Annotated in this window: 22 protein-coding genes and 1 tRNA gene; 9 read left to right on the top strand and 14 right to left on the bottom strand. The window is 68.7% G+C overall.

Going from position 1 to position 21,286, the window contains the following annotated elements:
* Nucleotides 1-48: 48 nt before the first annotated feature.
* The 3 genes from phoR to AB7878_RS03595 all read right to left on the bottom strand — a co-directional run bounded on the left by phoR (nt 49) and on the right by AB7878_RS03595 (nt 3,990).
* On the bottom strand, nt 49-1,134 hold the full coding sequence (gene phoR / locus AB7878_RS03605; protein WP_439653817.1) for a phosphate regulon sensor histidine kinase PhoR: 1,086 nt from the start codon (nt 1,132-1,134) through the stop codon (nt 49-51).
* A 286-nt stretch (nt 1,135-1,420) separates the two neighbouring features.
* Nucleotides 1,421-2,110, bottom strand: a complete 690-nt coding sequence (gene phoB / locus AB7878_RS03600) for a phosphate regulon transcriptional regulator PhoB (protein WP_369493043.1) — start codon at nt 2,108-2,110, stop codon at nt 1,421-1,423.
* Between the two features lie 197 nt (nt 2,111-2,307).
* Nucleotides 2,308-3,990: a M48 family metalloprotease gene (locus AB7878_RS03595; protein WP_369493042.1), complete on the bottom strand. Its 1,683-nt coding sequence runs from the start codon at nt 3,988-3,990 to the stop codon at nt 2,308-2,310.
* 180 nt (nt 3,991-4,170) lie between these two features.
* On the opposite strand from AB7878_RS03595, the gene grxC reads away from it, so the two are divergent.
* The 4 genes from grxC to AB7878_RS03575 all read left to right on the top strand — a co-directional run bounded on the left by grxC (nt 4,171) and on the right by AB7878_RS03575 (nt 7,535).
* Nucleotides 4,171-4,434, top strand: coding sequence for a glutaredoxin 3 (gene grxC / locus AB7878_RS03590; protein WP_369493041.1), 264 nt, complete (start codon nt 4,171-4,173; stop codon nt 4,432-4,434).
* Nucleotides 4,431-4,844, top strand: coding sequence for a carboxymuconolactone decarboxylase family protein (locus AB7878_RS03585; RefSeq protein ID WP_369493040.1), 414 nt, complete (start codon nt 4,431-4,433; stop codon nt 4,842-4,844). Before grxC ends, AB7878_RS03585 begins: the two co-directional genes overlap by 4 nt.
* A gap of 417 nt (nt 4,845-5,261) precedes the next feature.
* Nucleotides 5,262-6,275: an isocitrate dehydrogenase gene (locus tag AB7878_RS03580; protein ID WP_369493039.1), complete on the top strand. Its 1,014-nt coding sequence runs from the start codon at nt 5,262-5,264 to the stop codon at nt 6,273-6,275.
* An 81-nt stretch (nt 6,276-6,356) separates the two neighbouring features.
* On the top strand, nt 6,357-7,535 hold the full coding sequence (locus tag AB7878_RS03575) for a helix-turn-helix domain-containing protein (RefSeq protein ID WP_369493038.1): 1,179 nt from the start codon (nt 6,357-6,359) through the stop codon (nt 7,533-7,535).
* Here AB7878_RS03575 and AB7878_RS03570 read toward each other — a convergent pair.
* A complete protein-coding gene (locus tag AB7878_RS03570; protein ID WP_369493037.1) occupies nt 7,501-8,889 on the bottom strand; it encodes a serine hydrolase domain-containing protein in 1,389 nt (462 codons plus the stop codon). The genes AB7878_RS03575 and AB7878_RS03570 overlap by 35 nt on opposite strands.
* A 17-nt stretch (nt 8,890-8,906) precedes the next feature.
* Nucleotides 8,907-9,557, bottom strand: a complete 651-nt coding sequence (locus tag AB7878_RS03565) for a DUF2306 domain-containing protein (protein ID WP_369493036.1) — start codon at nt 9,555-9,557, stop codon at nt 8,907-8,909.
* Between the two features lie 219 nt (nt 9,558-9,776).
* Here AB7878_RS03565 and AB7878_RS03560 point away from each other — a divergent pair, with 219 nt between their 5' ends.
* Nucleotides 9,777-10,922 (top strand): acyltransferase family protein, encoded by a 1,146-nt coding sequence (locus AB7878_RS03560; RefSeq protein ID WP_369493035.1) that lies wholly within the window; start codon nt 9,777-9,779, stop codon nt 10,920-10,922.
* Between the two features lie 25 nt (nt 10,923-10,947).
* Here the strand turns inward: AB7878_RS03560 and AB7878_RS03555 are convergent, their stop codons facing one another.
* The 7 genes from AB7878_RS03555 to AB7878_RS03525 form a co-directional block, all read right to left on the bottom strand.
* Complete coding sequence (locus AB7878_RS03555; RefSeq protein WP_369493034.1) at nt 10,948-11,406, bottom strand: carboxymuconolactone decarboxylase family protein; 459 nt, start codon at nt 11,404-11,406, stop codon at nt 10,948-10,950.
* Between the two features lie 46 nt (nt 11,407-11,452).
* On the bottom strand, nt 11,453-12,379 hold the full coding sequence (gene sigJ / locus AB7878_RS03550) for an RNA polymerase sigma factor SigJ (RefSeq protein ID WP_369493033.1): 927 nt from the start codon (nt 12,377-12,379) through the stop codon (nt 11,453-11,455).
* Nucleotides 12,380-12,438: 59 nt separating this feature from the next.
* Nucleotides 12,439-13,377, bottom strand: coding sequence for an aspartyl/asparaginyl beta-hydroxylase domain-containing protein (locus AB7878_RS03545; RefSeq protein WP_369493032.1), 939 nt, complete (start codon nt 13,375-13,377; stop codon nt 12,439-12,441).
* Between the two features lie 64 nt (nt 13,378-13,441).
* Nucleotides 13,442-14,227, bottom strand: coding sequence for a bifunctional hydroxymethylpyrimidine kinase/phosphomethylpyrimidine kinase (gene thiD, locus AB7878_RS03540; protein WP_369495712.1), 786 nt, complete (start codon nt 14,225-14,227; stop codon nt 13,442-13,444).
* Complete coding sequence (locus tag AB7878_RS03535; RefSeq protein WP_369493031.1) at nt 14,221-15,600, bottom strand: PhoH family protein; 1,380 nt, start codon at nt 15,598-15,600, stop codon at nt 14,221-14,223. The genes thiD and AB7878_RS03535 overlap by 7 nt, the downstream gene beginning before the upstream one ends.
* An 82-nt stretch (nt 15,601-15,682) precedes the next feature.
* A complete protein-coding gene (locus AB7878_RS03530) occupies nt 15,683-16,144 on the bottom strand; it encodes a peroxiredoxin (RefSeq protein WP_369493030.1) in 462 nt (153 codons plus the stop codon).
* 104 nt (nt 16,145-16,248) lie between these two features.
* On the bottom strand, nt 16,249-16,809 hold the full coding sequence (locus AB7878_RS03525) for a glycine cleavage system transcriptional repressor (protein ID WP_369493029.1): 561 nt from the start codon (nt 16,807-16,809) through the stop codon (nt 16,249-16,251).
* Nucleotides 16,810-16,925: 116 nt separating this feature from the next.
* Here AB7878_RS03525 and dapA point away from each other — a divergent pair, with 116 nt between their 5' ends.
* Complete coding sequence (gene dapA / locus AB7878_RS03520) at nt 16,926-17,819, top strand: 4-hydroxy-tetrahydrodipicolinate synthase (protein WP_439653763.1); 894 nt, start codon at nt 16,926-16,928, stop codon at nt 17,817-17,819.
* 52 nt (nt 17,820-17,871) lie between these two features.
* On the top strand, nt 17,872-18,435 hold the full coding sequence (locus AB7878_RS03515) for a hypothetical protein (RefSeq protein ID WP_369493027.1): 564 nt from the start codon (nt 17,872-17,874) through the stop codon (nt 18,433-18,435).
* A 110-nt stretch (nt 18,436-18,545) separates the two neighbouring features.
* Here the strand turns inward: AB7878_RS03515 and fdxA are convergent, their stop codons facing one another.
* Both fdxA and AB7878_RS03505 read right to left on the bottom strand, forming a co-directional pair.
* Nucleotides 18,546-18,869 carry a ferredoxin FdxA gene (gene fdxA, locus AB7878_RS03510; RefSeq protein WP_077482540.1) on the bottom strand — a complete coding sequence of 108 codons (324 nt, stop codon included), beginning with the start codon at nt 18,867-18,869 and terminating at the stop codon, nt 18,546-18,548.
* 319 nt (nt 18,870-19,188) lie between these two features.
* Nucleotides 19,189-19,264, bottom strand: a tRNA-Glu gene (locus AB7878_RS03505).
* 144 nt (nt 19,265-19,408) lie between these two features.
* Between AB7878_RS03505 and pcnB the strand changes: the two genes are divergently transcribed.
* Nucleotides 19,409-20,761 (top strand): polynucleotide adenylyltransferase PcnB, encoded by a 1,353-nt coding sequence (gene pcnB / locus AB7878_RS03500; protein ID WP_369493026.1) that lies wholly within the window; start codon nt 19,409-19,411, stop codon nt 20,759-20,761.
* Nucleotides 20,758-21,255 carry a 2-amino-4-hydroxy-6-hydroxymethyldihydropteridine diphosphokinase gene (folK, locus tag AB7878_RS03495; protein WP_369493025.1) on the top strand — a complete coding sequence of 166 codons (498 nt, stop codon included), beginning with the start codon at nt 20,758-20,760 and terminating at the stop codon, nt 21,253-21,255. Before pcnB ends, folK begins: the two co-directional genes overlap by 4 nt.
* The last annotated feature ends 31 nt before the right edge of the window (nt 21,256-21,286 follow it).

The following is a 21,286-nucleotide window of genomic DNA, read 5'->3' as shown; positions in this document are numbered from 1 at the left end:
ATTCTGGCGCAAGCGCGCCGGCCGGTGCGCGACGCACCGCATGCTGCTTCAGCTTTCGTCGTGGCCGTTGGAGGGTGCGAGCAGGCGCTCGGGGCCGAAATGGCAGGCGAAGGTGGAGCCGCGGCCCGGCTCGCTCGCTATGCTCAGTCGCGCCTGGTGCAGGTTCAGCACGTGCTTGACGATGGACAGGCCCAGCCCGGTGCCGCCGCTGCCGCGCGAGCGGCTGGAGGAGACGCGGTAGAAGCGTTCGGTGAGCCGGGCGAGGTGGCTGGCGGGGATGCCGTAGCCGGTGTCGCTGACCGAGTAGGTCGCGCCGTCATCGCTGCGCCGCCAGCGTATCGTGATGCTGCCGCCGGCCGGGGTGTAGCGCACCGCGTTGCTGACCAGATTGGACAGCGCGCTGTGCAGGTCCTTGGGCGAGCCGAGCAGGTCGAGCCCGGCATCCGCTTCCACCGCGACGCGATGGCGGCCCTGGCTGAGCGCCTCGGCCTCCTTGCGCAGCGTGGCCAGCAGCGGCGCCATCGGCACGCGCTCGTCCTCGACGCGGTGCTGGGTCTCCAGCCGCGACAGGGTGAGCAGGTCCTCCACGATCTGGCCCATGCGCTTGGACTGCGCGCGCATCTCGCCGAGCACCGGCGCCAGCGCGGGCGCGTCCTCGGGATCGATCAGCTCAAGGTAGCCGTGGATCACGGTGAGCGGCGTGCGCAGCTCGTGCGAGACGTTCGCCACGAAGTCGCGGCGCATCTGCTCCAGCCGGGTGACGTGGCTGGTGTCGCGCGCCAGCAGCACCTGCTGGCGGCGGCCGAACGGCAGCAGGCTCACGCTGATCTGGCTGTCCGGGCGGCCCGGCGCCACGGTGTCGTGCAGCGGTTCGCGCTCGTCCTGGTGCAGCCAGTCGACCAGTTCGGAAGCCGGCAGGCGCTGGCCCAGCGGCGCGCCGCGGTCGTGCGGGGAACGCAGGCCCAGCAGGTTTTCCGCGGCATGGTTGAACCAGCGCACGCGCTGGTCCGCGTCGAGCAACACCACGCCGTCGGGTAGCTGGCTGGCGGTGCGGCGCAGGTCGCGCAGACTGGAGGCGAGGCGGCGGGAGCGCGTCATGAGTCGGTTGTGTTTCGCGGCAACGGTTGACGCCATGATGGGGCGCGCCGGATGACGGTCGCGAGTCAGCAGCAAGACGATTTCCGCCACGGCGACGAGCGCCACGCCGGTCGCGACGTGGCCGCCGGCCAGCCAGCCGAGCAGCGCCCCGGCGAGCAGGGCGGCGAAACAGGCGGCGGGCAGTTTCCAGCGAGGAGTGGTGGGCATCGGATGGCTGGGCAGGGGCTGATGCGAAGAGCTTACAGGCGTTCCCCCCTCGGCCTGATCCTCTCCCCCGGCAGGCCGGGAGACCAGGCGGCTGACCCTTGCCGAATCCCGGCCCTCAGGCACTCAGCGAGAAACGGTAGCCGCTGCCGCGCACGGTCTGCACCATGTCTTCCAGCTTCCACGGTTCCAGCGTCTTGCGCAGGCGGCGGATGTGCACGTCCACGGTGCGCTCCTCCACGTAGACGCTGCCGCCCCACACGTGGTCGAGCAACTGGGCGCGCGAGTACACGCGTTCGGGATGGGTCATGAAGAAGTGCAGCAGGCGGTATTCGGTGGGGCCGATCGTCACCGGCTCGTCACCCGCGTAGACGCGATGCGCGGGGCCGTCGATGCGCAACCGGCCCAGCTCCACCACGCCGTCGCCGTCGTCGCCGTGGCTGCGCCGCAGCACCGCCTTGATCCGCGCGATCAGCTCGCGGGTGGAGAACGGCTTGACCACGTAGTCGTCGACGCCGGCCTCGAGGCCGTTGACGCGGTCCATCTCCTCGCCGCGCGCGGTGAGCATGATGATCGGGATCTCCCGGCTCAGCTCCTCCTTGCGCAGGCGGCGCGCCAGTTCCAGCCCGCTCATGCCCGGCAGCATCCAGTCCAGCAGGATCAGGTCGGGCACCTGCTCGGAAATGGCCAGCTGGGCGGCGCGGGCGTCGGCGGCCTGCATCGCCTCCATGTCCGCCTTGCGCAGGGCGAACGCGATCATGTCGCGGATCGAGGTTTCGTCTTCGACGATCAGGATGCGTTTGTGCACGCGTCAGCGTCCGTTGGCCTGTGACCGTGATATTGCAGTGCAGAAATGTTACGCGGCGATGACATGGGTTACTTGTGCGAGTTATTTGTGCGCTCGTCCGTGAGTGGTTACCCGTGCACTCGTCCATGAGTGCAAAATCAAACGGGCGGCCATCCATGGCCGCACTATTCACAAAAGCGGCCATCCTTGCCGCACTTTTAGTGAGAGCTTGTATCCAGGCCGAAGCACAGCCGTCCGGCGCACTGCTGATGCTGCAACTGCTGCGAGCCGTCACGGGTGGCGGGGTTGTCCGGGGTGGCGATCTTGCGCTTGCGCAGTTCCAGCACCAGCGGGGTGAGTTCGGCGATGCGCGCCTGGATGCGCGCGCGGGCGTAGTAGCTGAGGTCGTCGCGCTTGAGCAGGCGTTGCAGCTGTTCCATCGCGTCGAATGGACGGCCGGAGTAGTAGCTGGCGTCGGCGAAGGCCTCGCCGGCGCGTTCACCGTCGCCGGCCTTGTCGCTGGCACGGGCGTAGGCGCTGTAGATCTCGGGCTGATCGCTGTCCTGCAGCAGCGGGCGCAGCAGGTCCGCCGCGGTGGCGGCCTGGGTCTTGTCGCCGTGTTCGGTGAGCGCGGTGGCATAGGCCAGCGCCACCGCGCGGTTGCGCGGCGATTGCTCGTTGAGCTGGTGGTACAGCGCCAGCGCGGCGTCGCGCCTGCCGGCCTGCAGTTCGGCGTCGGCCTGCGCCAGGGTGAGGATCAGGCTGCCCGGGTGCGTCTTGAGCAGCGGTTCGAGCTGCGTCATCGCTTGCGCGCCGCGGCCGCTGTGGGTGAGCGCCAGCGCATAGCCGTAGCGGTTCGCCGGCGTGTCGAACTCCGGGTGGTCTTTGAGGTTGCTGCTGTACCAGGTGGCCAGCCGTAGCGCGTTGCCGGACAGCACGCGCACCCGCTCGCGCATCAAGGCGTAGGTGTCGAGGCCGTTCGGATCGGCGGCATGACGGTCGAGCCGGAGCGGTGCGCGCACGAACGGCATCGGCGCGGTGATCTGCTCCCACTGGCCCTTGAGCAGGGTGTCGCCGGAAGGGCGCAGCTTCTGCGCGGCGATCAGCGCGCCGGCCCGCGCCTTGGCGTCGGCGATGCGGTCGCTGGTGACCGGGTGGTCCTGCAGGAAGGACGGCACCTGGCCACCGGCGCCGGCGCTCATCACGTCTTCCATGTGGCCGAAGAACGCGGCCATCGCGTTCGGATCGAAGCCGGCGTTGGCCAGCGTCTGGATGCCGGCGCGGTCGGCCTCGATCTCGTCCTTGCGGGTGAAATTGATCTGCTTCTGCGCGAGCAGGCCTTGACCCGCGGCAAACACTGCCGTCGGCGCGTCGCCGGCGCCGCGGCCGGCGGTGCCGGCGGCGATCGCGCCCAGCAGCACCAGCGCCATCAGCGGGGCGTCCTTCTTCGAGGCCTCGAATGCGCGCTGCAGGTGGTTCTGGGTGATGTGGCCGATCTCGTGGGCGATCACGCCGGCCAGCTCGCTCTCGTTGCGGGTGATCGTGATGAGGCCGGAGTTCACCGCGATGTAACCGCCGGGCGCGGCAAACGCGTTGATCTCGTCGTCCTTGACGATGAAGAACGCGAAGTGGTCGCGCGGCTTGGCGCAGGCGGCCACCAGGCGGAAGCCGAGATCGTTGATGTAGTCGTCCAGCAGCGGGTCGTCCACCACCATGCCCAGCGCGCGCATCTGGCGCAGCATCGCGGCGCCGTAGTCTTGCGCCTCCTGCGGCGAGATCAGCGCGTTCGCCGAGCTGCCGAGGTCGGGCAGGCGATCCTGCGCCCCGGCGGCGAAGGCGAGGCCGGCGAGGATCAGGGCGGTCAGCAGGCGCTTGGCGGGGCGTCGTGGCGACATGGGCATGGGTTTGCGGGACAATGAGCGACTGCTGCGATCATCCTTGATCGCGAGGACCAAACGGGCGGCCATCCTGGTCGCACTATTCAATAGATGACCGCGTGCGGCGGTGTCGGTTCACCGTACAGCGGCTTGTTCCAGGGGCTTTCGCCCCCATTTTGCGGCGCAGGCAATCGGAGTTTCGTGATGTCCAAGATCGAAGTCTATTCCACCGCGGTCTGCCCGTACTGCGTGGCGGCCAAGAACCTGCTCAAGGCCAGGGGCCTGAGCTGGGAAGACATCCGCGTGGATACCGATCCGGCGCAGCGCGACGCCATGCTGGCGCGCAGCGGCGGCCGCCGCACGGTGCCGCAGATCTTCGTCAACGACCAACTGGTGGGTGGCTACGACGACCTGGTGGCCGCCGAGCGCAGCGGCAAGCTGGCCGAGTTGCTGGGCGAGACCGCATGAGCGGGGTCCAAGGCGACGGCAAGGACGGCGGCAAGGATCGCCTGGCCGAGTTCACCGCGTTCCGCCAGCGCATGAACGAGCGCATCCTCGCCGAGGACAACCAGGTGGTGCGGCGCTTCTTCGCGCTGGACACGCAGACCTACAAGCCCGGCGCGCTGGACGTGAAGACCAAGGAGCTGCTGGGCCTGGTCGCCTCGATGGTGTTGCGCTGCGACGACTGCATCAGCTACCACGTGGCGCAGTGCAAGGACGCCGGCGTGACGCGCGAGGAGTTCTTCGAGACGTTCAGCGTCGGCTTGGTGGTGGGCGGCTCCATCGTGATCCCGCACCTGCGCCGCGCGGTGGATTTCCTCGACCAACTGGAAGCCGGTGACGCCGGTTCGGCCGGTAGCTGCGCCGACCACGCCTGACGCGCTTTTCTCCCTCTCCACGCGGGGGGCGAAACCATGTTGCTTGCGAGCCACGGGCTCGCACATGGTTGAGCGCCCGAGCGCCGGCGCGAGGGCCGGGGTTGATTGGCGAGGAACGAGCCTAGCAACGGGCTGGGGTGAGGGGCGGGTCTTGCGACAGAGTCAGTGCGAAGCCTGCTTTGATCGGGCGTCGCCGCAAGATTGACCCCTTACCTCGATCCTCTTCCCTCAAGAGGAGAGGAAGACGAGCCGGGCATGCCATTTCCCGCAACGCTGCGTGCGAGGATTTTCAACGCCTTGCGCACGCTCCCGGCTGTTCGCTGCCGTACGGATGGGCGATAATTGCAGGGTTATCGATCCCGTGCGCCGCTCTCCCGGCGCCGATCGACGGTTTCATTCCCCAAGGAGTTTCCCCCCATGAGCAAGACCATCGCGGTGATCCCGGGCGACGGCATCGGCCCGGAGATCATGACCGCCACGCTGCGCGTGCTCGACGCGCTGGACTGCGGCCTCAAGTACGACTTTGTCGACGCCGGCATGGTGGCGCTGGAGAGGCACGGCGACCTGCTGCCGAAGGCCACGCTGGACAAGATCGCCGAGCACAAGGTGGCGCTGAAGGGCCCGCTGACCACGCCGATCGGCGGCGGCTTCACCTCGATCAACGTCACCCTGCGCCGCCATTTCGACCTGTACGCGAACGTGCGTCCGGCGGTGAGCTTCCCCGGCACCAAGGCGCGCTTCGACAACATCGACATCATCACGGTGCGCGAGAACACCGAGGGCGCGTACCTGTCCGAGGGGCAGAGCCTGTCCGAGGACGGCGAGACCGCGATCTCGATGGTGCGCAATACCCGCAAGGGTTCCAGCCGCATCGTGCGTTACGCGTTCGAGCTGGCGGTGAAGAAGGGCCGCAAGAAGGTCACCGCCGTGCACAAGGCCAACATCATCAAGACCGCCTCGGGCCTGTTCCTCAACGTGGCGCGCGAGATCGCCAAGGAATACCCGCAGATCGAGTTCAACGAGATGATCGTGGACAACACCTGCATGCAGCTGGTGATGAAGCCCGAGCAGTTCGACGTGATCGTCACCACCAATCTGTTCGGCGACATTCTGTCCGACCTCTGCGCCGGACTGGTCGGCGGCTTGGGTCTGGCGCCGGGCGACAACATCGGCGAGCACGCGGCGATCTTCGAGGCGGTGCACGGCTCCGCGCCCGACATCGCCGGCAAGGGCATCGCCAATCCCTGCGCGCTGCTGCTGGCCGCCTCGGACATGCTCGACCACCTGGGCATGGTGGACAAGGGCGACAAGCTGCGCGCCGCGATCCGCGACACCATGACGAACGACCGCGACAGCGTGACGCCGGACCTCGGCGGCAAGGGCAGCACCGAGAGCTTCGGCGCGGCCATCGCGAAGCGCGTCGCGGCCTGACCATTCGCGACGTGACCACGCAAGGCCGCGGCATCGTCCGCGGCCTTGTCGTTTTTGGAGCACGCGCCGGCGGTTGCTAGCATGGGCGTTTCCAGCCTGCCGCACGACCCTCCGATGGACATCGCGTTCTGGGTTTACGTCTACATCGCCGCCGCCGTGCAGGCCGCGCTGCTGGCGCTGGCGCTGTGGCGCCGCTCCGCCAACCGCGAGGCGAACCGCCTGCTCGCCGTGTGGGTGGCGTTGACCGGCCTCGACCTGGCGGTGAAGGCGGCCTACTGGCACACGCTGGCGCCGGAGTGGTTCCGCGCCTACCGCTTCGTGGCGTTGTTTCCGTTCCTGTACGGCAGCCTGTTCTTCCTCTACGTGCGGGCGCTGACCCGGGGCGTCGGTTTCCGCTGGCGCGACCTCATGCACCTGCTCGGCTTCGCCGCGATGCTGCTGGTCACCGGCCACGTGCTGCTGGCGAGCCCGGCGCGGCTGCAGGCGATGTCGGCGAGCTGGATTGCCGGCGAGCGCTCGATCGGCCACTGGTTCGACATCGCGCTGTTCGTCTACAGCCTCAGCTACGTGGCGGCGGCGCTGGTCCGGGTGCATCGCTATCGGCGACGCCTGCGCGAGCGGCGTTCCGACGCGGATCGCCTGTCGCTGCGCTGGGTCGACGCCATGGCGGCCTGCCAGGTGGTGATCTGGTGCATCGCCATCGTGCAGGCGCTGGTTTACCTGCCGATCCTCAACTACGGCCTGCTGTTCGGCGCCATCGCGGGCTGGATCTGCGTGGTGGGCTGGTTCAGCCTGGGCCAGCCGCCGGTGGCGGTCGAGCCAGAAGTTGAGTCCGCGAGCGATGAACCCGCTGCGCCCGCCGCGAGCGCCGAGCCGGACGATGCACGCTACGACGCGGTGCAGGCACGCCTCGCGGCGCTGATGGACGGCGCCGCGCCGCTGTACCTGGAGCCGGCGCTGAGCATCGGCCAGGTGGCCAAGCGCAGCGGCTATCCCGAGTACCTGGTGTCGACGGTGATCAACCGCCGCTTCGGCGGCACGTTCTGGGACTACATCAACCGGCTGCGCGTGGAGGCGGCGCGCGCCTGCCTCGCCGACGTCGGCGACACGCGCAGCATCCTCGACATCGCCTACGCCTGCGGTTTCACCTCCAAGTCCACCTTCAACGCCGCGTTCAAGCGCCAGGTCGGCGACACGCCCAGCGCCTACCGCAAGGCGCAGTCGCTCACGGCGACGGTCGGGCGTGCAGGGCCTGGATGATCGCCGCCACCAGATCGCCGGTGTGGTCGCCGTAGTCCAGCGAGATGCCCATGCGCACCACCACGAGTTTTTCCGACGGCACGATGACCACGTACTGCCCGAACGCACCGCGTGCGTAGTACATGTCCCTCGGTAACTGCGGCATGCCCCAGGGCGCGTTCCACACCGGCACCCGGGTGTCGTGCTTGATGTTCAGCCAGAAGCCGGCGCCGTAGCCGGTGTCCAGCGTCTGCGAATGGCTGTAGGCCACCCAGCCCGCGGACAGGATGCGCCGGCCGTCGACCACGCCGTCATCGAGGTAGAGCTGGCCGAAGCGGGCGAAGTCGCGCGCAGTGCCGTAGCTGCCGCCGAAGCCGGCGAGGCTGCCGGTGGCATCGGTCTGGATCACGGTGTGCGCCATGCCCAGCGGCGCGAACAGCTCGCGCCGCGCAAAGCGTTCGGCGTCCACGGCGCTGCCGCCGGCGGCGTCGGTGACCACGCGGCCGAGCAGCATGTAGTCCAGGTTGCCGTAGGCCCAGTGGGTGCCGGGCGGATGCGCCAGTGGCGTGCCCGCCGCATAGCCGGCCATGTCGCGCGTGAGGAAGGCCATGCGCGTGAGCGGGTTCACTACCCCATCGGTCTCGTCGAACGGCAGGCCGCTGTCCATGCGCAGCAACTGGTCGACAGTCACGCTGCCATGCGGGTCGCCGACCCGTCGCCAGGCGGGAATCGGCGCCGGCTGGTCCAGTCGCAGCTTGCCTTCGCGCACCAGGATGCCGATCAACGCATGGGTCAGCGACTTGGTCAGCGAGTGCGCCCAGATCGGCGTGTCCGGCCCGTAGCCCGGCGCGTAGCGTTCGGCGATCAGCCGGCCGTCGTGCAGCACGACGACGGCCTTGGTGTTGCGCGGATGCGCGGGATCGGGTTCGGCAAAGGCGCGCTCGAGCGCGGCACGGACGGCGGGGTCGTCCGACCCGACCACGCGATCCGGATATGGGCTGGCGATGGGCGAGGGTTCGAAACCCGCGGCCTCGGGTACGGGGCCGTCACCGTGGACCAGCAGACAGCCCAGTCCGGGGCGGAACACGGCGCGCGCATCGAAGGCGCCCAGCACGCTGACGCGTGCCTCGCGCCGCGTGCGATCCACGTGCCGGCGGACCGCCCAGGCCAGGCCGCGCATCTGCGGCGCGTGCTGCTCGCGGAATACGCGGTCGGGGTCGACATGGCTGACGAAAGCCGCTTCGCACAGGCCTTGGCTGGTCGAGCCGGTGGCGATGAGCAGCAGGGGGCGGCCAGCGGTGCCCAGCCAAGCCGCGCCCGCGAGCACGACGAGCAGCACCAGGCCAAGGATGATTTTCAGGATGCGTGTGGTCATGGCGTTCTTCCCGTGTTTCACGAATGCGTGGCCAGTGCGATGGCGGAAGGATGCGGGCGGGCGCTGCGTTGGCGCAGCAGCAGCTCGCACACGGCGAGGTTGAGTGGCCAGCAGGCCCAGGTGGCGAAGACGTAGACGGACAGGGGCGGCAGGTGCAGCGCGATGCCGGCGCCCAGGATCAGCCGCAGGGTCACCGCGGCGAAGGTCAACGCGGCGGTGCGGCACATCCAGCGACGGTGGCCGGCGACGTCGCCGGCCACGATGCGGCGGATGCCCTTGCCCATGCAGAACAGCCAGGCCAGGGCCAGCACCGCCAGCGGCGCGCCGCTTGCCGCGCCGCCCTGCGTGTGCCGTGACATCGACAGGGCGGCGAGGGCCGCCACCAGGATGCCGCTGGCGGTGAGCCAGCCGCTCACCCGGTGCAGGCGAGGCGCGAGCCGGCGCACGGCCGCACTCAGCTGCAGCGGGGTCAGCAGCAGGGCGAGGCCGGCGCCGAAGAAGTGCGCCGGCACGTCCAGTCCGGATACGGCGAACTGGGCGGCGAAGCGGTTGTACGGCGAGTGCTCGCGATAGAGGTAGGCGAAGGCGTAGGTGGCGACCGTGATCGAAAGCACGGCGAATGCCAGGATGGCCAGGCCGCGCAGGAGCCTGGCGGATCGTTCGTGCATGGGACTGTTTCCGCTCGTCGGGAGGAGCAGCCAGCATGCGGCGGCGGGCGCCCGGCCTCGTCCGGGGCGGCGGAACCGTACGGCCTGACGGTCCGTGCGGGTGCGATCCGGCGGATTCGTACGTGTCCGGCCCCGGCTTGATGGCGGGTGCTGCCGCTAAGATGCGCGTTCGCCTGCCGCCATGTCGCTGGCGTCGGTTGCCGGTCGACGGGAGTGTGCATGAGGGCGAGGGAGTGGCTGTCGGATTTGCGAGGCGGCTGGCGCGGTCCGGCGATGCGGCGCATCACCACCGCGGCCGATGGCCTGGCCGTGGGTCGCGACAATTTCCTGCTGCTGCGGCTGCTGGCGGCGAGCCTGGTGATCTACGGCCATGCGCCTGCCATCACCGGCGGCCGGGGCTGGCCGGACATCTTCGTCTGGCTGGGCTGGGGCAGCTATTCCGGCGACCTGGCGGTGAACGTGTTCTTCGTGGTCAGCGGCTTCATGATCGCCGGCAGCTACCTGCGCCGGCGGCACCTTGGGGATTTCCTGTGGGCGCGCCTGCTGCGCATCTATCCCGCCTATCTGCTCTGCCTGCTGGGCACGGCCCTGGTGCTGGGCGCCGCGTGCACCGGCCTGCCGTTGCATGACTACTACGGCAGCCACGAGGTGGTGCGCTACGTGACGAAGAACGTGCAGCTGGGCAAGGGGCTGGTCTGGGAACTGCCCGGCGTGTTCACCGGCAACCCGAAGCTGGCGTTCGTCAACGGCTCGATCTGGACGCTGCCGGCCGAGGTGCGCATGTACCTGTGGGTAGCGCTGGCGGGCGTGCTGGGCATCCTGTCGCGGCGCTGGTGCTGCCATCTGCTGCTGGCGGCATTGTTCGTTTGCGGACTGCTGGCTCCCGCACACGTGCCGCTGGTGCCGCTGGCTTCGTTCCTGCGGCTGGCCGGTTATTTCGCGCTGGGCGTGTTCTGCTGCGTCAACCGCGAGCGCATTCCGACGGGCTGGTGGTGCGTGGCTGGGCTGGCCGCGCTGGCGTGGCTGCTGCACGCAACGCCGCTCTATCCGTTCGCGTTCGCGTTGGCGCTGACCGCCTTCGTGTTCGCTTTTGCCTATGCATCGCCGTGGCTGGGTTGCCTGCGTTTCGGCGACTACTCGTATGGCCTGTACCTGTGGGGCTACCCGATGCAACAGCTGGTGGCGCATCTCGCGCCGCGGCTGACGCCGGCAGGCAACATCCTGCTGGCGTGGCCGCTGGCCATGTTGCTGGCGGTGTTGTCCTGGCACCTGGTCGAGCAGCCGGCGTTGCGGCTGAAATCGCTGCCGGGTGCGATGCAGGCGAAGGCGCGTGGGATGTTCGCGCGCATCCGCGCAGGCGGTTGAGGCCTGCGCGGATGCGCCTGCCGCGTCAGTGCGACGCGGGCTTGTAGTGGCCGCCTTCCGTGCGCACGGCGATGTTGAGCCGGTTCCAGGTGTTGATCAGGCCGATCAGCAGAATCAGGTCGATCACGGCCGCGTCGTCGAAATGCTGGTGCAGCCGCTCGTACAGCGCGTCGGACACCGACTCGTGCGAGGGCAGCTCGGTGAGTTCCTCGGCGAAGGCCAAGGCGGCCTGCTCGGCCTCGCTGTACAGCTTGGTCTCGCGCCAGGCGGGCAGCAGGTACAGGCGCTGCTCGGTCTCGCCGGCGGCGCGGGCGTCCTTGCTGTGCATGTCCAGGCAGAACGCGCAGCCGTTGATCTGCGAGCAGCGCATCAGGATCAAGTCGGCCAGCTTCGCATCGAGGTGGCCGCGTGCGCGGATCTCCTCGCCGAGCTTGATCAGCGGCTGCATGGTGGCGTAGTGGCGCTGGATGGAAATGCGGGTCATGGGGTGACTCCTTCGGTAGTGGGTAATGACGACCGGATCGGGCCGCTCAATGCAAGGACGCGCCGGCCTGCGGATTCGTGACCGTCGCCGCCAGGCGCGCGAGCTTGCCCGGATGGCGCAGCGCGTGGATGGCAGTGATGTGCTCGCCGTCGCCCTCGATCCAGATCGCGGTGGTCAGCGTGTCGCCGGCCCAGGCCAGCAGCGCCGGCGCGCCGTTGAGCGTGCGCAGGCTGTAGCGCAGCGGCTGCAGGCGCGTGTTGTGGGCGATCTGCAGGTACAGCCGCGCCAGTCGTTCGGCGCCGTGCAGCGGGTGCAAGGTGGCGGCGACCACGCCGCCGCCGTCCGAGATGTGGATCGCGTCCTCGGCGAACAGCGCCTGCAGCGATTCCAGCGTGGGTTGTTCCATGGCTGTCACGAAGCGCTGCAGCAGGCGCTGCTGGGCGCGTGCATCGACGCTGTAGCGCGGACGGTCCTCGCGCAGCCGCGCCCGGGCGCGGTGCACGCGCTGGCGACAGGCGTTCTCGTTGATGCCGAGGATGGCGGCCGCCTCGGCATGGCTGTAGTCGAACACCTCGTTGAGCAGGAAGGCGGCGCGCTCCTCCGGGCCCAGCCGTTCCAGCAGGGTAAGGAAGGAGAGCGTGAGGCTCTGGTCGCGCTCCAGCAGGGCTTCGGGCGTCTCGGCACCGGTGTTTGCGGCCGGTGCGGTTTCTTCCACCAGTGGCTCGGGCAGCCATGGGCCGGGATAGTGTTCGCGCTCGGTCTTGGCGCGGCGCAGCTTGTCCAGCGCGATGCGGGTGGTCACGGTGACCAGCCACGCCTCCGGGTCGTCCAGCGCGGCGGTGTCCTGCGCGTGCCAGCGCAGCCAGGCGTCGTGCAACACGTCTTCGGCGTCGGCGGGCGTGCCGAGCATGCGGTAGGCCAGCCCGAACAGTCGTTGGCGGTGTTGCTGGAACAGGGCGGTTTGCGGATCCATGGCGGTTTCCTCGAAGGGATCACAGCAAGGACGCGCGGGCGGGCCTTGGCGTTACCGCGTCAGCGGACGAACGGCCACGGCGCGCAGACGATCAGCCATGCCAGCACCAGCATGCCCAGGTATTTCAGCGCGCGGAACAGCTTCGGGTGCTTCTTCTTGAACGCGCGGTTGCGCTCGCGGTTGCGCTGGTTGAGCGCGAACACGCGGTTGACGAAGCCGGTCTTTTCTTCCGGCGACTCGGTGTTCGGCGAGGCGGTGATCTTGCCCATGAACGCTCCCACGCGATGGTTGATCGCGCTCATCCAGCGCGTGCGCAGCGGGCGTTCCACATCGGCGAACAGGATCACCCGGGTCTGGTCGGTCTTGTTCTCCACCCAGTGCACGTAGGTTTCGTCGAATACCACGTCCTTGCCGTCGCCCCAGGCGTGCTCCTCGCCGTCGACGAAGATGCGGCAGTCGCGCGAGTTCGGCGTGATCAGGCCGAGGTGGTAGCGCAGCGAGCCCGCGAACGGGTCGCGGTGCGGATTGAGCCGGCTGTTCGGCGCCAGCGTGGCGAACATCGCCGCCTTGATGCTGGGGATGGATTTCAGCAGCGCCACCGTCTTCGGACACAGCGCCTCGGCCGAGGCCAACGGTTCGCCGTACCACTTCAGGTAGAAACGCTTCCAGCCCTGCTTGAAGAAGCTGTTGAAGCTGGCGTCGGCGCCGTTCTGCGCGGCGCGGATATGCCCTTCGTCGAACAGCGACAGCGCCTCCTCGCGGATGGTCTGCCAGTTCGCCTGCAGCAGGTCCAGCTGCGGGAAGCCGCGGCGGTCGAGGATAGGTCGCGCCGGCACCGCGGAGAACGCGTACATCAGCAGGTTGTACGGCGCGAAGATCGCGGAGTGATCCACCAGCTGGCGGTCGAAGCGCAGCCGCGCGCGCCCGCGCAGGTGCACCAGCAGCACGCACAGCGCGAACAGCAGGATCAGGATCAACAGGACGAGGCGCGGGGTCATCGGTTCAGGCGGCAGGGCAAAGCGTCATTCTACTGCGCTAGCCGTGAATGAGCCGGGTGTCGGTTTAGTGCGACAACACGCGCAGTGGCGCGCCGCCGGGCTGGTAGCCCCGCGTCAGCGCGCGCTGCACGTAGGCCACGGCGCGCCGCACGGCGCCACGGGGCGATTGCCCCTTGGCCAGTTCGGCGGCGATCGCCGAGGCCAGCGTGCAGCCGGTGCCGTGGGCCTCCAGCTTCAGCCGCGGGTGACGCAGTTCCAGCACGCCGCGATCGTCGAAGAAGCGGTCCACCACCTCGCGGCCGCTGCCGTGACCGCCCTTGAGCAGCACGGCCTTGGCACCCAGTTCACGCAGCTCGTTGCCGGCGCGGGCGCAGTCCTTCGCGTTGCGGATCGGATAGCCCAGCAGCGCCTCGGCTTCGGGCAGGTTGGGCGTGAGCACGTCGGCCAACGGGATCAGTTCGTCCACCAGCACCGTGATCGCGCCCTCGTCGAGCAGGCGCGCGCCGCTGGTGGCGATCATCACCGGATCGACCACCAGCCACGCCGGTTTGCGTGCCGCCATTTCGCGCGCCACCAGCCGCACGATCGCCGCGCTGCCCAGCATGCCGGTCTTCACCGCGCCGATCGGGAAGTCGTCGAACACCGCGGCGATCTGGCTGCGGATGTGCGCCAGCGGCACTGGGTGCACCGCGGTCACCCCGCGCGTGTTCTGCGAGGTGATCGCGGCAATCGCCGACAAGCCGTGCACGCCACGCGCGTGGATGGTCTTCAGGTCGGCCTGGATACCCGCGCCTCCGCCGGAATCGGAGCCGGCGATGGTGAGGGCGATGGGTGGTGCGTTTCTCACAATGCCTCGGATGCGAAATCCGCCAGCCGCGAGCGCTCGCCGCGCCGCAGGGTGACGTGCGCCGAATGCTCCCATTGCTTGAAGCGGTCGACCGCGTAGGTGAGGCCGGAGGTGGTTTCGGTGAGGTAGGGCGTGTCGATCTGCTCCACGTTGCCGAGGCACACGATCTTGGTGCCGGGGCCGGCGCGGGTGATCAGGGTCTTCATCTGCTTGGGCGTGAGGTTCTGCGCCTCGTCGATGATGAGGTAGCGCGACAGGAAGGTGCGTCCGCGCATGAAGTTCAGCGAGCGGATCTTGATGCGCGAGGCGAGCAGGTCGTTCGTCGCCTGGCGGCCCCAGCTGCCGCCTTCCTCGGGATTGGCGAGCACTTCGAGGTTGTCGGTGAGCGCGCCCATCCACGGCGTCATCTTCTCCTCCTCGGTGCCGGGCAGGAAGCCGATGTCCTCGCCGACCGAGACCGTGGCGCGGGTCATGATGATCTCGCGGTAACGCTGCTGGTCCATCACCTGCGCGAGGCCCGCGGCGAGCGCGAGCAGGGTCTTGCCGGTGCCGGCGGTGCCGAGCAAGGTGACGAAATCCACGTCCGGGTCCATCAGTGCGTTGAGCGCGAAGTTCTGCTCGCGGTTGCGCGCGGCGATGCCCCAGACGTGGTGGTTCGCATGGCTGTGGTCGTCCATCAGCGCGAACGTGGCCTTGTCTTCCTCGATCTTGAGCACGCGCAGTTCCACGCCACCCTCGCCGGGCAGGTAGAGGCATTCGTTGGGGTACCAGTCCTCGTCCTCGTGGCGGTCGAGCTTGTAGTAGGTGCGGCCGCGCTCGTTCCACGACTGCACTTCGGGGTGCCTGTCCCAGAAGTCCTCGGGCAGCGCGGCCGAGCCGGTGTAGAGCAGGGCGAAGTCGTCCAGCGCGCGGTCGTTCTCGTAATCCTCCGCATCGATGCCGTAGATCTTGGCCTTGATGCGCAGGTTGATGTCCTTGCTGACCAGGATCACCGCGCGGTCGGGGTTCTGGTCGCGCAGCTCGATCACCGCGGCGAGGATCAGGTTGTCCGCCTTGCCGTGGTTCGCGCTGGTGCGCTGCTGGAAGTACAGCCGACCCACCGCGCCGCCGCGCTTGAGCTTGATGCCCTGCGGGCTGGCCAGCTCCAGGCCGTTCGAGATGCCGTGACCGTTGCCGCGCACGATCAGCTCGTTGAGGAAACGGCTGACTTGGCGGCCATTGCGCGAGACTTCCGAGGCGCCTTTCTTCTTCTCGTCCAGTTCCTCCAGCACCGTCATCGGGATGAACACGTCGTGTTCCTCGAAGCGGAACAGCGACGTCGGGTCGTGCAGCAGCACATTGGTATCGAGGGCGTAGATGCGCTTGCTTCCGGTCATGCGGCTGGAACCTCGTGAGTGGAGATGCAACGGGACCGCGGCATGCGGGATGCCGCGGCGACTGCGACGAAAAGGGCGGCGGTCACTTGGCGGGGATGGCGTCGAGCACGGCTTGGGCGTGGCCCGGCACCTTCACGCCGCGCCACTCGGCGGCGAGCTTCCCATCCGGGGCGATCAGGAAGGTGCTGCGCACCACGCCCATGTGGCGCTTGCCGTAGAGCACCTTCTCGTGGATCACGTCGAAGGCGCGGCACCAGGTCTCGTCCGGGTCGGACAGCAGCGGGAACGGCAGTTCCTGCCTGGCGGCGAAGTTGGCGTGGGATTTCGCCGAATCGCGCGAGACGCCGACGATCTCGGCGTGGCGCTTCCTGAACTTCGGGTAGAGGTCGCGGAAGTCCTTCGCCTCGTTGGTACAGCCGGGGGTGGCGTCCTTGGGGTAGAAATACAGCACTACCCATTGGCCCTTGAGGTCGGCGAGCTTGAGCGTGCTGCCGTCGCCGGTGGTGCCGCTGAGGGCGGGGGCCTTCTTTCCGAGGTCTGGCATGGTCTCTCCGGAAACCCGACGGGGTTTCGCCTGTGTTCGGACAGAGACTAGCGCGATGAATGTTACGGATGACAGCCTTGTCAGACCGTCATGGGCGGAGCATCCTAGAACTTCACCGGATCCATGATCGCGTCCAGGTTCAGGCCGTCGCACAGCTCCAGGAAATCGTCGCGCAAGGCGGCGATGTGGATGTCGGCAGGAATGCCGATCGTGAACTGCGCCTGGAACATCTCCGCGCCGGTCTGCATCGCGTGGTAACGGGTGGAATGCAGCTGCTCCACGCTGATGCCCTGCTGGCTGAAGAACTCCACGATACGCACCACGATGCCGGGGCGGTCCGCGGAGATGATCTCGACCATGTAGGGCAGCAGGTGCGAATTCGGCTCGCGCGGCGCCGTGCGATAGTGGCTGAGCCGCAGGTTCTCGTCGCGCGCCAGCTTGTTCAGCGCCGTCTCCAGCTTGGCCAGCGCGTCCCAGGCGCCGTTCGCCAGCAGCATCATCGATACCTCGTTGCCGATCGTGGCCACGCGCGATTCGGCCAGGCTGCAGCCGGCGTCGGCGATGCGGCGGGTCAGCGCGGTGAGCGGTGAGTGGGTGGCGGAGGTCAGCGCGTGGATCAGCAACTGGTTGTCGCTGCCCGAACGGGCGGAGGGCGTCGGTTTCAATGGGATGGCCTGTGCCGGATCCCGCGCGGCGCGGGAATCGCGCCGGCCAGCTTACTTGCCGCTCCGGCAAGGCCGCAAGTAACATGGCCGGTCTGAATCTGCAGCGGAACCGAGCCTTGGATATTCGCGGAAGCATCTGCGCGCTGGCGACGCCGTTCGCGCCCGATGGCACGCTCGACCTGCCGGCGTTCGCGCGCCTGCTCGACCATCAGCTCGCCGGCGGCACGCAGGCGCTGGTGGTGGCCGGCTCCACCGGCGAGGCGCACATGCTAGAGCACGACGAGTTCGACCGCCTGCTCGCGTTCGCGGTGGAGCACGTCGCCGGCCGCGTGCCGGTGATCGCCGGCACCGGCGAGGCGGGCACCGCGAAGACCGTGGCGGCGACGCGTCGCGCCAAGGCGCTGGGTGCCGATGCCGCGCTGGTGGTGACGCCGTACTACGTGCGCCCCACCCAGGAAGGCATGCGCCGGCACTTCCTCGAAGTGGCCGAGCACGGCGGCCTGCCGCTGGTGTTGTACAACGTGCCCAGCCGCACCGCCTGCGATCTGCTGCCGGAGACGGTGGCGCAGCTCGCCGGGCATCCGGCCATCGTCGGCATCAAGGAGGCGCGCGCCGACGCCGAACGCATCGCCGCGCTCGCGGAACTTGCGCGCCCGGATTTCGTCTATCTCTCCGGCGACGACGGCACCGCCGGGCAGGCGATGCTGGCCGGTGCGGCCGGTACCGTGTCGGTGGTGGCGAACCTGGTGCCCAAGGCGTTCCGCGCGCTGTGCGACGCGGCCACCGGCGGCGACCGCGCCGCCACCGCGCGTTGCGGGGATGCCCTGGCGCCGCTGCTGCAAGCGTTGAACTGCGCACCGAACCCGATCGCGGTGAAGGCCGGCCTGCCGGAGCTGGGGCTGGGTTCAGCGCTGCCGCGGCTGCCGCTGGTGGAACTCGCCGAGGGGCCGGATCGCGCCCGTTTGCGCGAGGCGCTGTCCAGTCTGGCATCCTTGGCGCATGCCGCCTGACTGAATTCGATCCTGGCTGTGCCGTAACCGACCTTTCCACGGAATCCCTTGCATGAAGAAATCCTCGCTCCTCGTGACCCTGCCGGCGCTGGCCTTCGCGGGCCTGCTGCTCTCCGGTTGCGGCATGTTCCGCTCCACGAAGGCGTGGGAAACCGCCAAGCAGGAGTCCCCGCTGGAAATCCCGCCGGGCCTGGACACTCCGCCGGCGAATGCCGCGCTGGTGATTCCGCCGCCGGGCTCGAACCAGCCGCAGGCCGCGCCCGTGCCCAGCGCGATCTCCGACGCCTTCGTGGTGTCCGATACCGTCGACGGCACCTACCAGAAGGTGGGCCAGTTCCTGGCCGGTGGCGGCGCGGGCCAGGTGACCGGCCATGACGACAGCGCGCACAGCTATGCGGTGAACGTGGTGGGCGGCATGGCGCCGGCGCAAAAGCGGGGCTTCTTCGGCCGCATGTTCCATCACGGCAAGAGCAAGGCCAGCTCCGACACGGCCACGCATGCGGTGCAGGTCACCGTGAACCCCAGCGGCAGCAGCGCCAGCGAAGTGCGCGTGCAGGGTGACGAGGGTGCGGTCGCCAAGCTGATCGATGCGCTGAAGAAGGGCATGGGCAGCTGATTCCACCGCCATTCCCGCCCATGAAAAATGCCGCCCGATGGGCGGCATTTTTCGTTGCGATGCCTTGAAGGGGCGGCTTGCGGCGTTCTGCCGTCCCCCGATTCCGACCCTCAGCGCTCCAGCAGCTTGAGCTTGTCGGGCTTGCCTTCCCAATCCTTCGCATCGGCGAGGCCGTCCTTGCGCTCGGTGATCACCGGCCACGCCTTCGCCAGTTCGGCGTTCAACGCCACGTAACCCTCCTGGCCGGCGGGCACGTCGTCTTCCGGGTAGATCGCGTTGATCGGGCATTCCGGCTCGCACAGCGTGCAGTCGATGCATTCGTCCGGATCGATCACCAGGAAGTTCGGGCCTTCGTGGAAGGCATCGACCGGGCAGACTTCCACGCAGTCGGTGTACTTGCACTTGATGCAGTTGTCGGTGACGACAAAGGTCATGGGGCGGGGCTCTAGCGTTGTGGCGTTGGCAAGTATGACTGCAACGCGCGCCGGGTGAGAAGTCGCCGATGGCAGTGCCGGCCGCTACCCGGGCATGGCCGATGCGTCCACGTGCACAGGCTGGAGGGCGGTTGCCGTGGTTGTCGCTGCAAAAGCATTGGCACTGCGCAAAAGCAACTGGCACGACCGTTTGATCGTGCCGGTTGTTCCTGAGGAGTGCGGCCATCGATGGCCGCGGTTGGCGCTTGGGCAAGGCGAGTGCTTGAAGCTTGTCGCATTGCCGCGCCGAGCAGCGATTCCGGACGAATCGCATAGATAATGGCGCTCCCAACGAGGTTCGAACTCGTGTTCCCGCCTTGAGAGGGCGGTGTCCTGGGCCACTAGACGATGGGAGCGGATTGACGCGGAGCGCGGTAGTATAGCGGAAATGTTTCGCCCGGCAATGCCCCGGCGAAGGCAGGTAAGATGAGCGGCTGCAGGCCGTTGCGCCGCCGCCTTGGCTGCGTGCCGGACCCGATACCCGCAAGGACTCCACACGCTTGAATTCCGAAGCCAGGAACGACGCCAGGCCCGCGCTGCGCATCATCCCGCGCGAGCAGCACACGATTTCCCGCAAGAACATCAGCAAGGCCGCACTGCGCGTGCTGTACCGCCTCAACGAGGCTGGCTACGACGCGTTCCTGGTCGGCGGTGCCGTGCGCGACCTGCTGCTGGGCGGTCGGCCCAAGGATTTCGACGTGGCCACCAGCGCCACGCCGGACGAGGTGAAGAAGCTGTTCCGCAACTGCCGGCTGATCGGCCGCCGCTTCCGGCTGGCGCACGTGGTGTTCGGGCCGGAGATCATCGAGGTGGCCACCTTCCGCGGTACCGGCGAGGAGGAGGGCGCGGAGGGCGAGCGCCATATCGTCGACGGCCGCATCGTGCGCGACAACGTGTGGGGCTCGATCGAGGAGGACGCGCTGCGCCGCGACTTCCGCGTCAACGCGATGTACTACGACATCAGCGACTTTTCGGTGCGCGATTACGTGGGCGGCATGCAGGATCTGCAGGACCGCGTACTGCGCCTGATCGGCGACCCGGACACGCGTTACCACGAGGATCCGGTGCGGATGCTGCGCGCGGCGCGACTGGCCGCCAAGCTCGGTTTCAGCATCGATGCGCCTGCGGCTGCGCCGTTCGAGGAGCTGGGGCCGCTGCTGGCCGAGGCAGCGCCGGCGCGGCTGTTCGACGAATCGCTGAAGATGTTCCTCGCCGGGCACGGGCTGAAGAGCTTCCGCATGCTTGAACAGTGCGGCCTGCTGAAGTTCCTGTTCCCGGCCACCGCCCGTGCGCTGAAGCGTGGCGACGAGGCGTTGCGCGCGCTGGTCGAGCAGGGCCTGGAGAACACCGACGCGCGCGTCGCCGAGGGCAAGTCGGTGACGCCGGCGTTCCTGTTCGCGGTGCTGCTGTGGGGCGAGGTGCGCGACCTGGCGCAACAGCAGATCGCCCGCGGCAAGGACGCCACCGAAGCCTGGGCGCGCGCCGCGCTGCAGGTGGTGGGCGAGCAGTGCCAGCGCGTGGCGATCCCCCGCCGTTTCACCTTTACCATGGAGGAGATCTGGTCGCTGCAGCCGCGCTTCGAGCAGATCCAGCGCAAGAAGGTGCTGCGCCTGCTGGCGCATCCGCGCTTCCGCGCCGCATTCGATTTCCTGCTGCTGCGTGCGCACGAATCGCCGGCGATCCGCGAGCTGGGCCTGTGGTGGGACCACGCGCAACAACTGCCGCACGAGACGCTGGCGGCGGCGCTGCCGGCACACGGCGGCGGCAGCGAACCCGAGGCGGCCGCACCGACTGCCGGCCCGACGCGCAAGCGGCGCCGGCGCAAGCCTGCGACGAAATCGAAACCGGCGTGACCGCAGCCTACGTCGCGCTGGGCGGCAACCTGGGCGATCCGCGGCGGCAGTTGCTGGAGGCCATGGATGCGCTGGCGCATCTGCCCGGCACGCGCGTGCTGCGCCGCTCGCGCCTGTACCGCACGCCGCCCTGGGGCGTGCTGGAGCAGCCGCCGTTCCTCAATGCCGCGGTACTGCTGGATACCGACCTCGCGCCACAGGCGCTGCTGGATGCGCTGCTGGCGATCGAGCAGCGCGCCGGCCGCGTGCGTGCCGAGCGCAACGGCCCGCGCACGCTGGATCTCGACCTGCTGCACATGGACGACGTGCAACTCGACGACGAGCGGCTGACCCTGCCGCATCCGCGCATCGCCGAGCGCGCCTTCGTGCTGCTGCCGCTCAACGACATTGCGCCGGACCTGCGGCTGCCGGGGCAGGGCCGCGTGGCCGACCTGCTCGCCGCGGCGGATACGCAGGGCTGCGAATGCCTGATCGAAGACCGGCTGGCCGAATGATGCGGTGCAGCGGATAATCGGCCGATCCCTC

The sequence above is a fragment of the Rhodanobacter humi genome (assembly GCF_041107455.1).
Lineage (GTDB): Bacteria > Pseudomonadota > Gammaproteobacteria > Xanthomonadales > Rhodanobacteraceae > Rhodanobacter_A.
The sequence above is the reverse complement of the archived record's forward strand: the minus strand, read 5'-3'. Positions and strand labels throughout refer to the sequence as shown.

Coding starts and splice junctions, on each gene's coding strand:
- phoR (WP_439653817.1), bottom strand. CDS start 1,134: ATGGCGTCAACCGTTGCCGCGAAACACAACCGACTCATGACGCGCTCC.
- AB7878_RS03595 (WP_369493042.1), bottom strand. CDS start 3,990: ATGCCCATGTCGCCACGACGCCCCGCCAAGCGCCTGCTGACCGCCCTG.
- grxC (WP_369493041.1), top strand. CDS start 4,171: ATGTCCAAGATCGAAGTCTATTCCACCGCGGTCTGCCCGTACTGCGTG.
- AB7878_RS03585 (WP_369493040.1), top strand. CDS start 4,431: ATGAGCGGGGTCCAAGGCGACGGCAAGGACGGCGGCAAGGATCGCCTG.
- AB7878_RS03580 (WP_369493039.1), top strand. CDS start 5,262: ATGAGCAAGACCATCGCGGTGATCCCGGGCGACGGCATCGGCCCGGAG.
- AB7878_RS03575 (WP_369493038.1), top strand. CDS start 6,357: ATGGGCGTTTCCAGCCTGCCGCACGACCCTCCGATGGACATCGCGTTC.
- AB7878_RS03570 (WP_369493037.1), bottom strand. CDS start 8,889: ATGACCACACGCATCCTGAAAATCATCCTTGGCCTGGTGCTGCTCGTC.
- AB7878_RS03565 (WP_369493036.1), bottom strand. CDS start 9,557: ATGCACGAACGATCCGCCAGGCTCCTGCGCGGCCTGGCCATCCTGGCA.
- AB7878_RS03560 (WP_369493035.1), top strand. CDS start 9,777: ATGAGGGCGAGGGAGTGGCTGTCGGATTTGCGAGGCGGCTGGCGCGGT.
- AB7878_RS03555 (WP_369493034.1), bottom strand. CDS start 11,406: ATGACCCGCATTTCCATCCAGCGCCACTACGCCACCATGCAGCCGCTG.
- sigJ (WP_369493033.1), bottom strand. CDS start 12,379: ATGGATCCGCAAACCGCCCTGTTCCAGCAACACCGCCAACGACTGTTC.
- AB7878_RS03545 (WP_369493032.1), bottom strand. CDS start 13,377: ATGACCCCGCGCCTCGTCCTGTTGATCCTGATCCTGCTGTTCGCGCTG.
- AB7878_RS03535 (WP_369493031.1), bottom strand. CDS start 15,600: ATGACCGGAAGCAAGCGCATCTACGCCCTCGATACCAATGTGCTGCTG.
- AB7878_RS03530 (WP_369493030.1), bottom strand. CDS start 16,144: ATGCCAGACCTCGGAAAGAAGGCCCCCGCCCTCAGCGGCACCACCGGC.
- AB7878_RS03515 (WP_369493027.1), top strand. CDS start 17,872: ATGAAGAAATCCTCGCTCCTCGTGACCCTGCCGGCGCTGGCCTTCGCG.
- fdxA (WP_077482540.1), bottom strand. CDS start 18,869: ATGACCTTTGTCGTCACCGACAACTGCATCAAGTGCAAGTACACCGAC.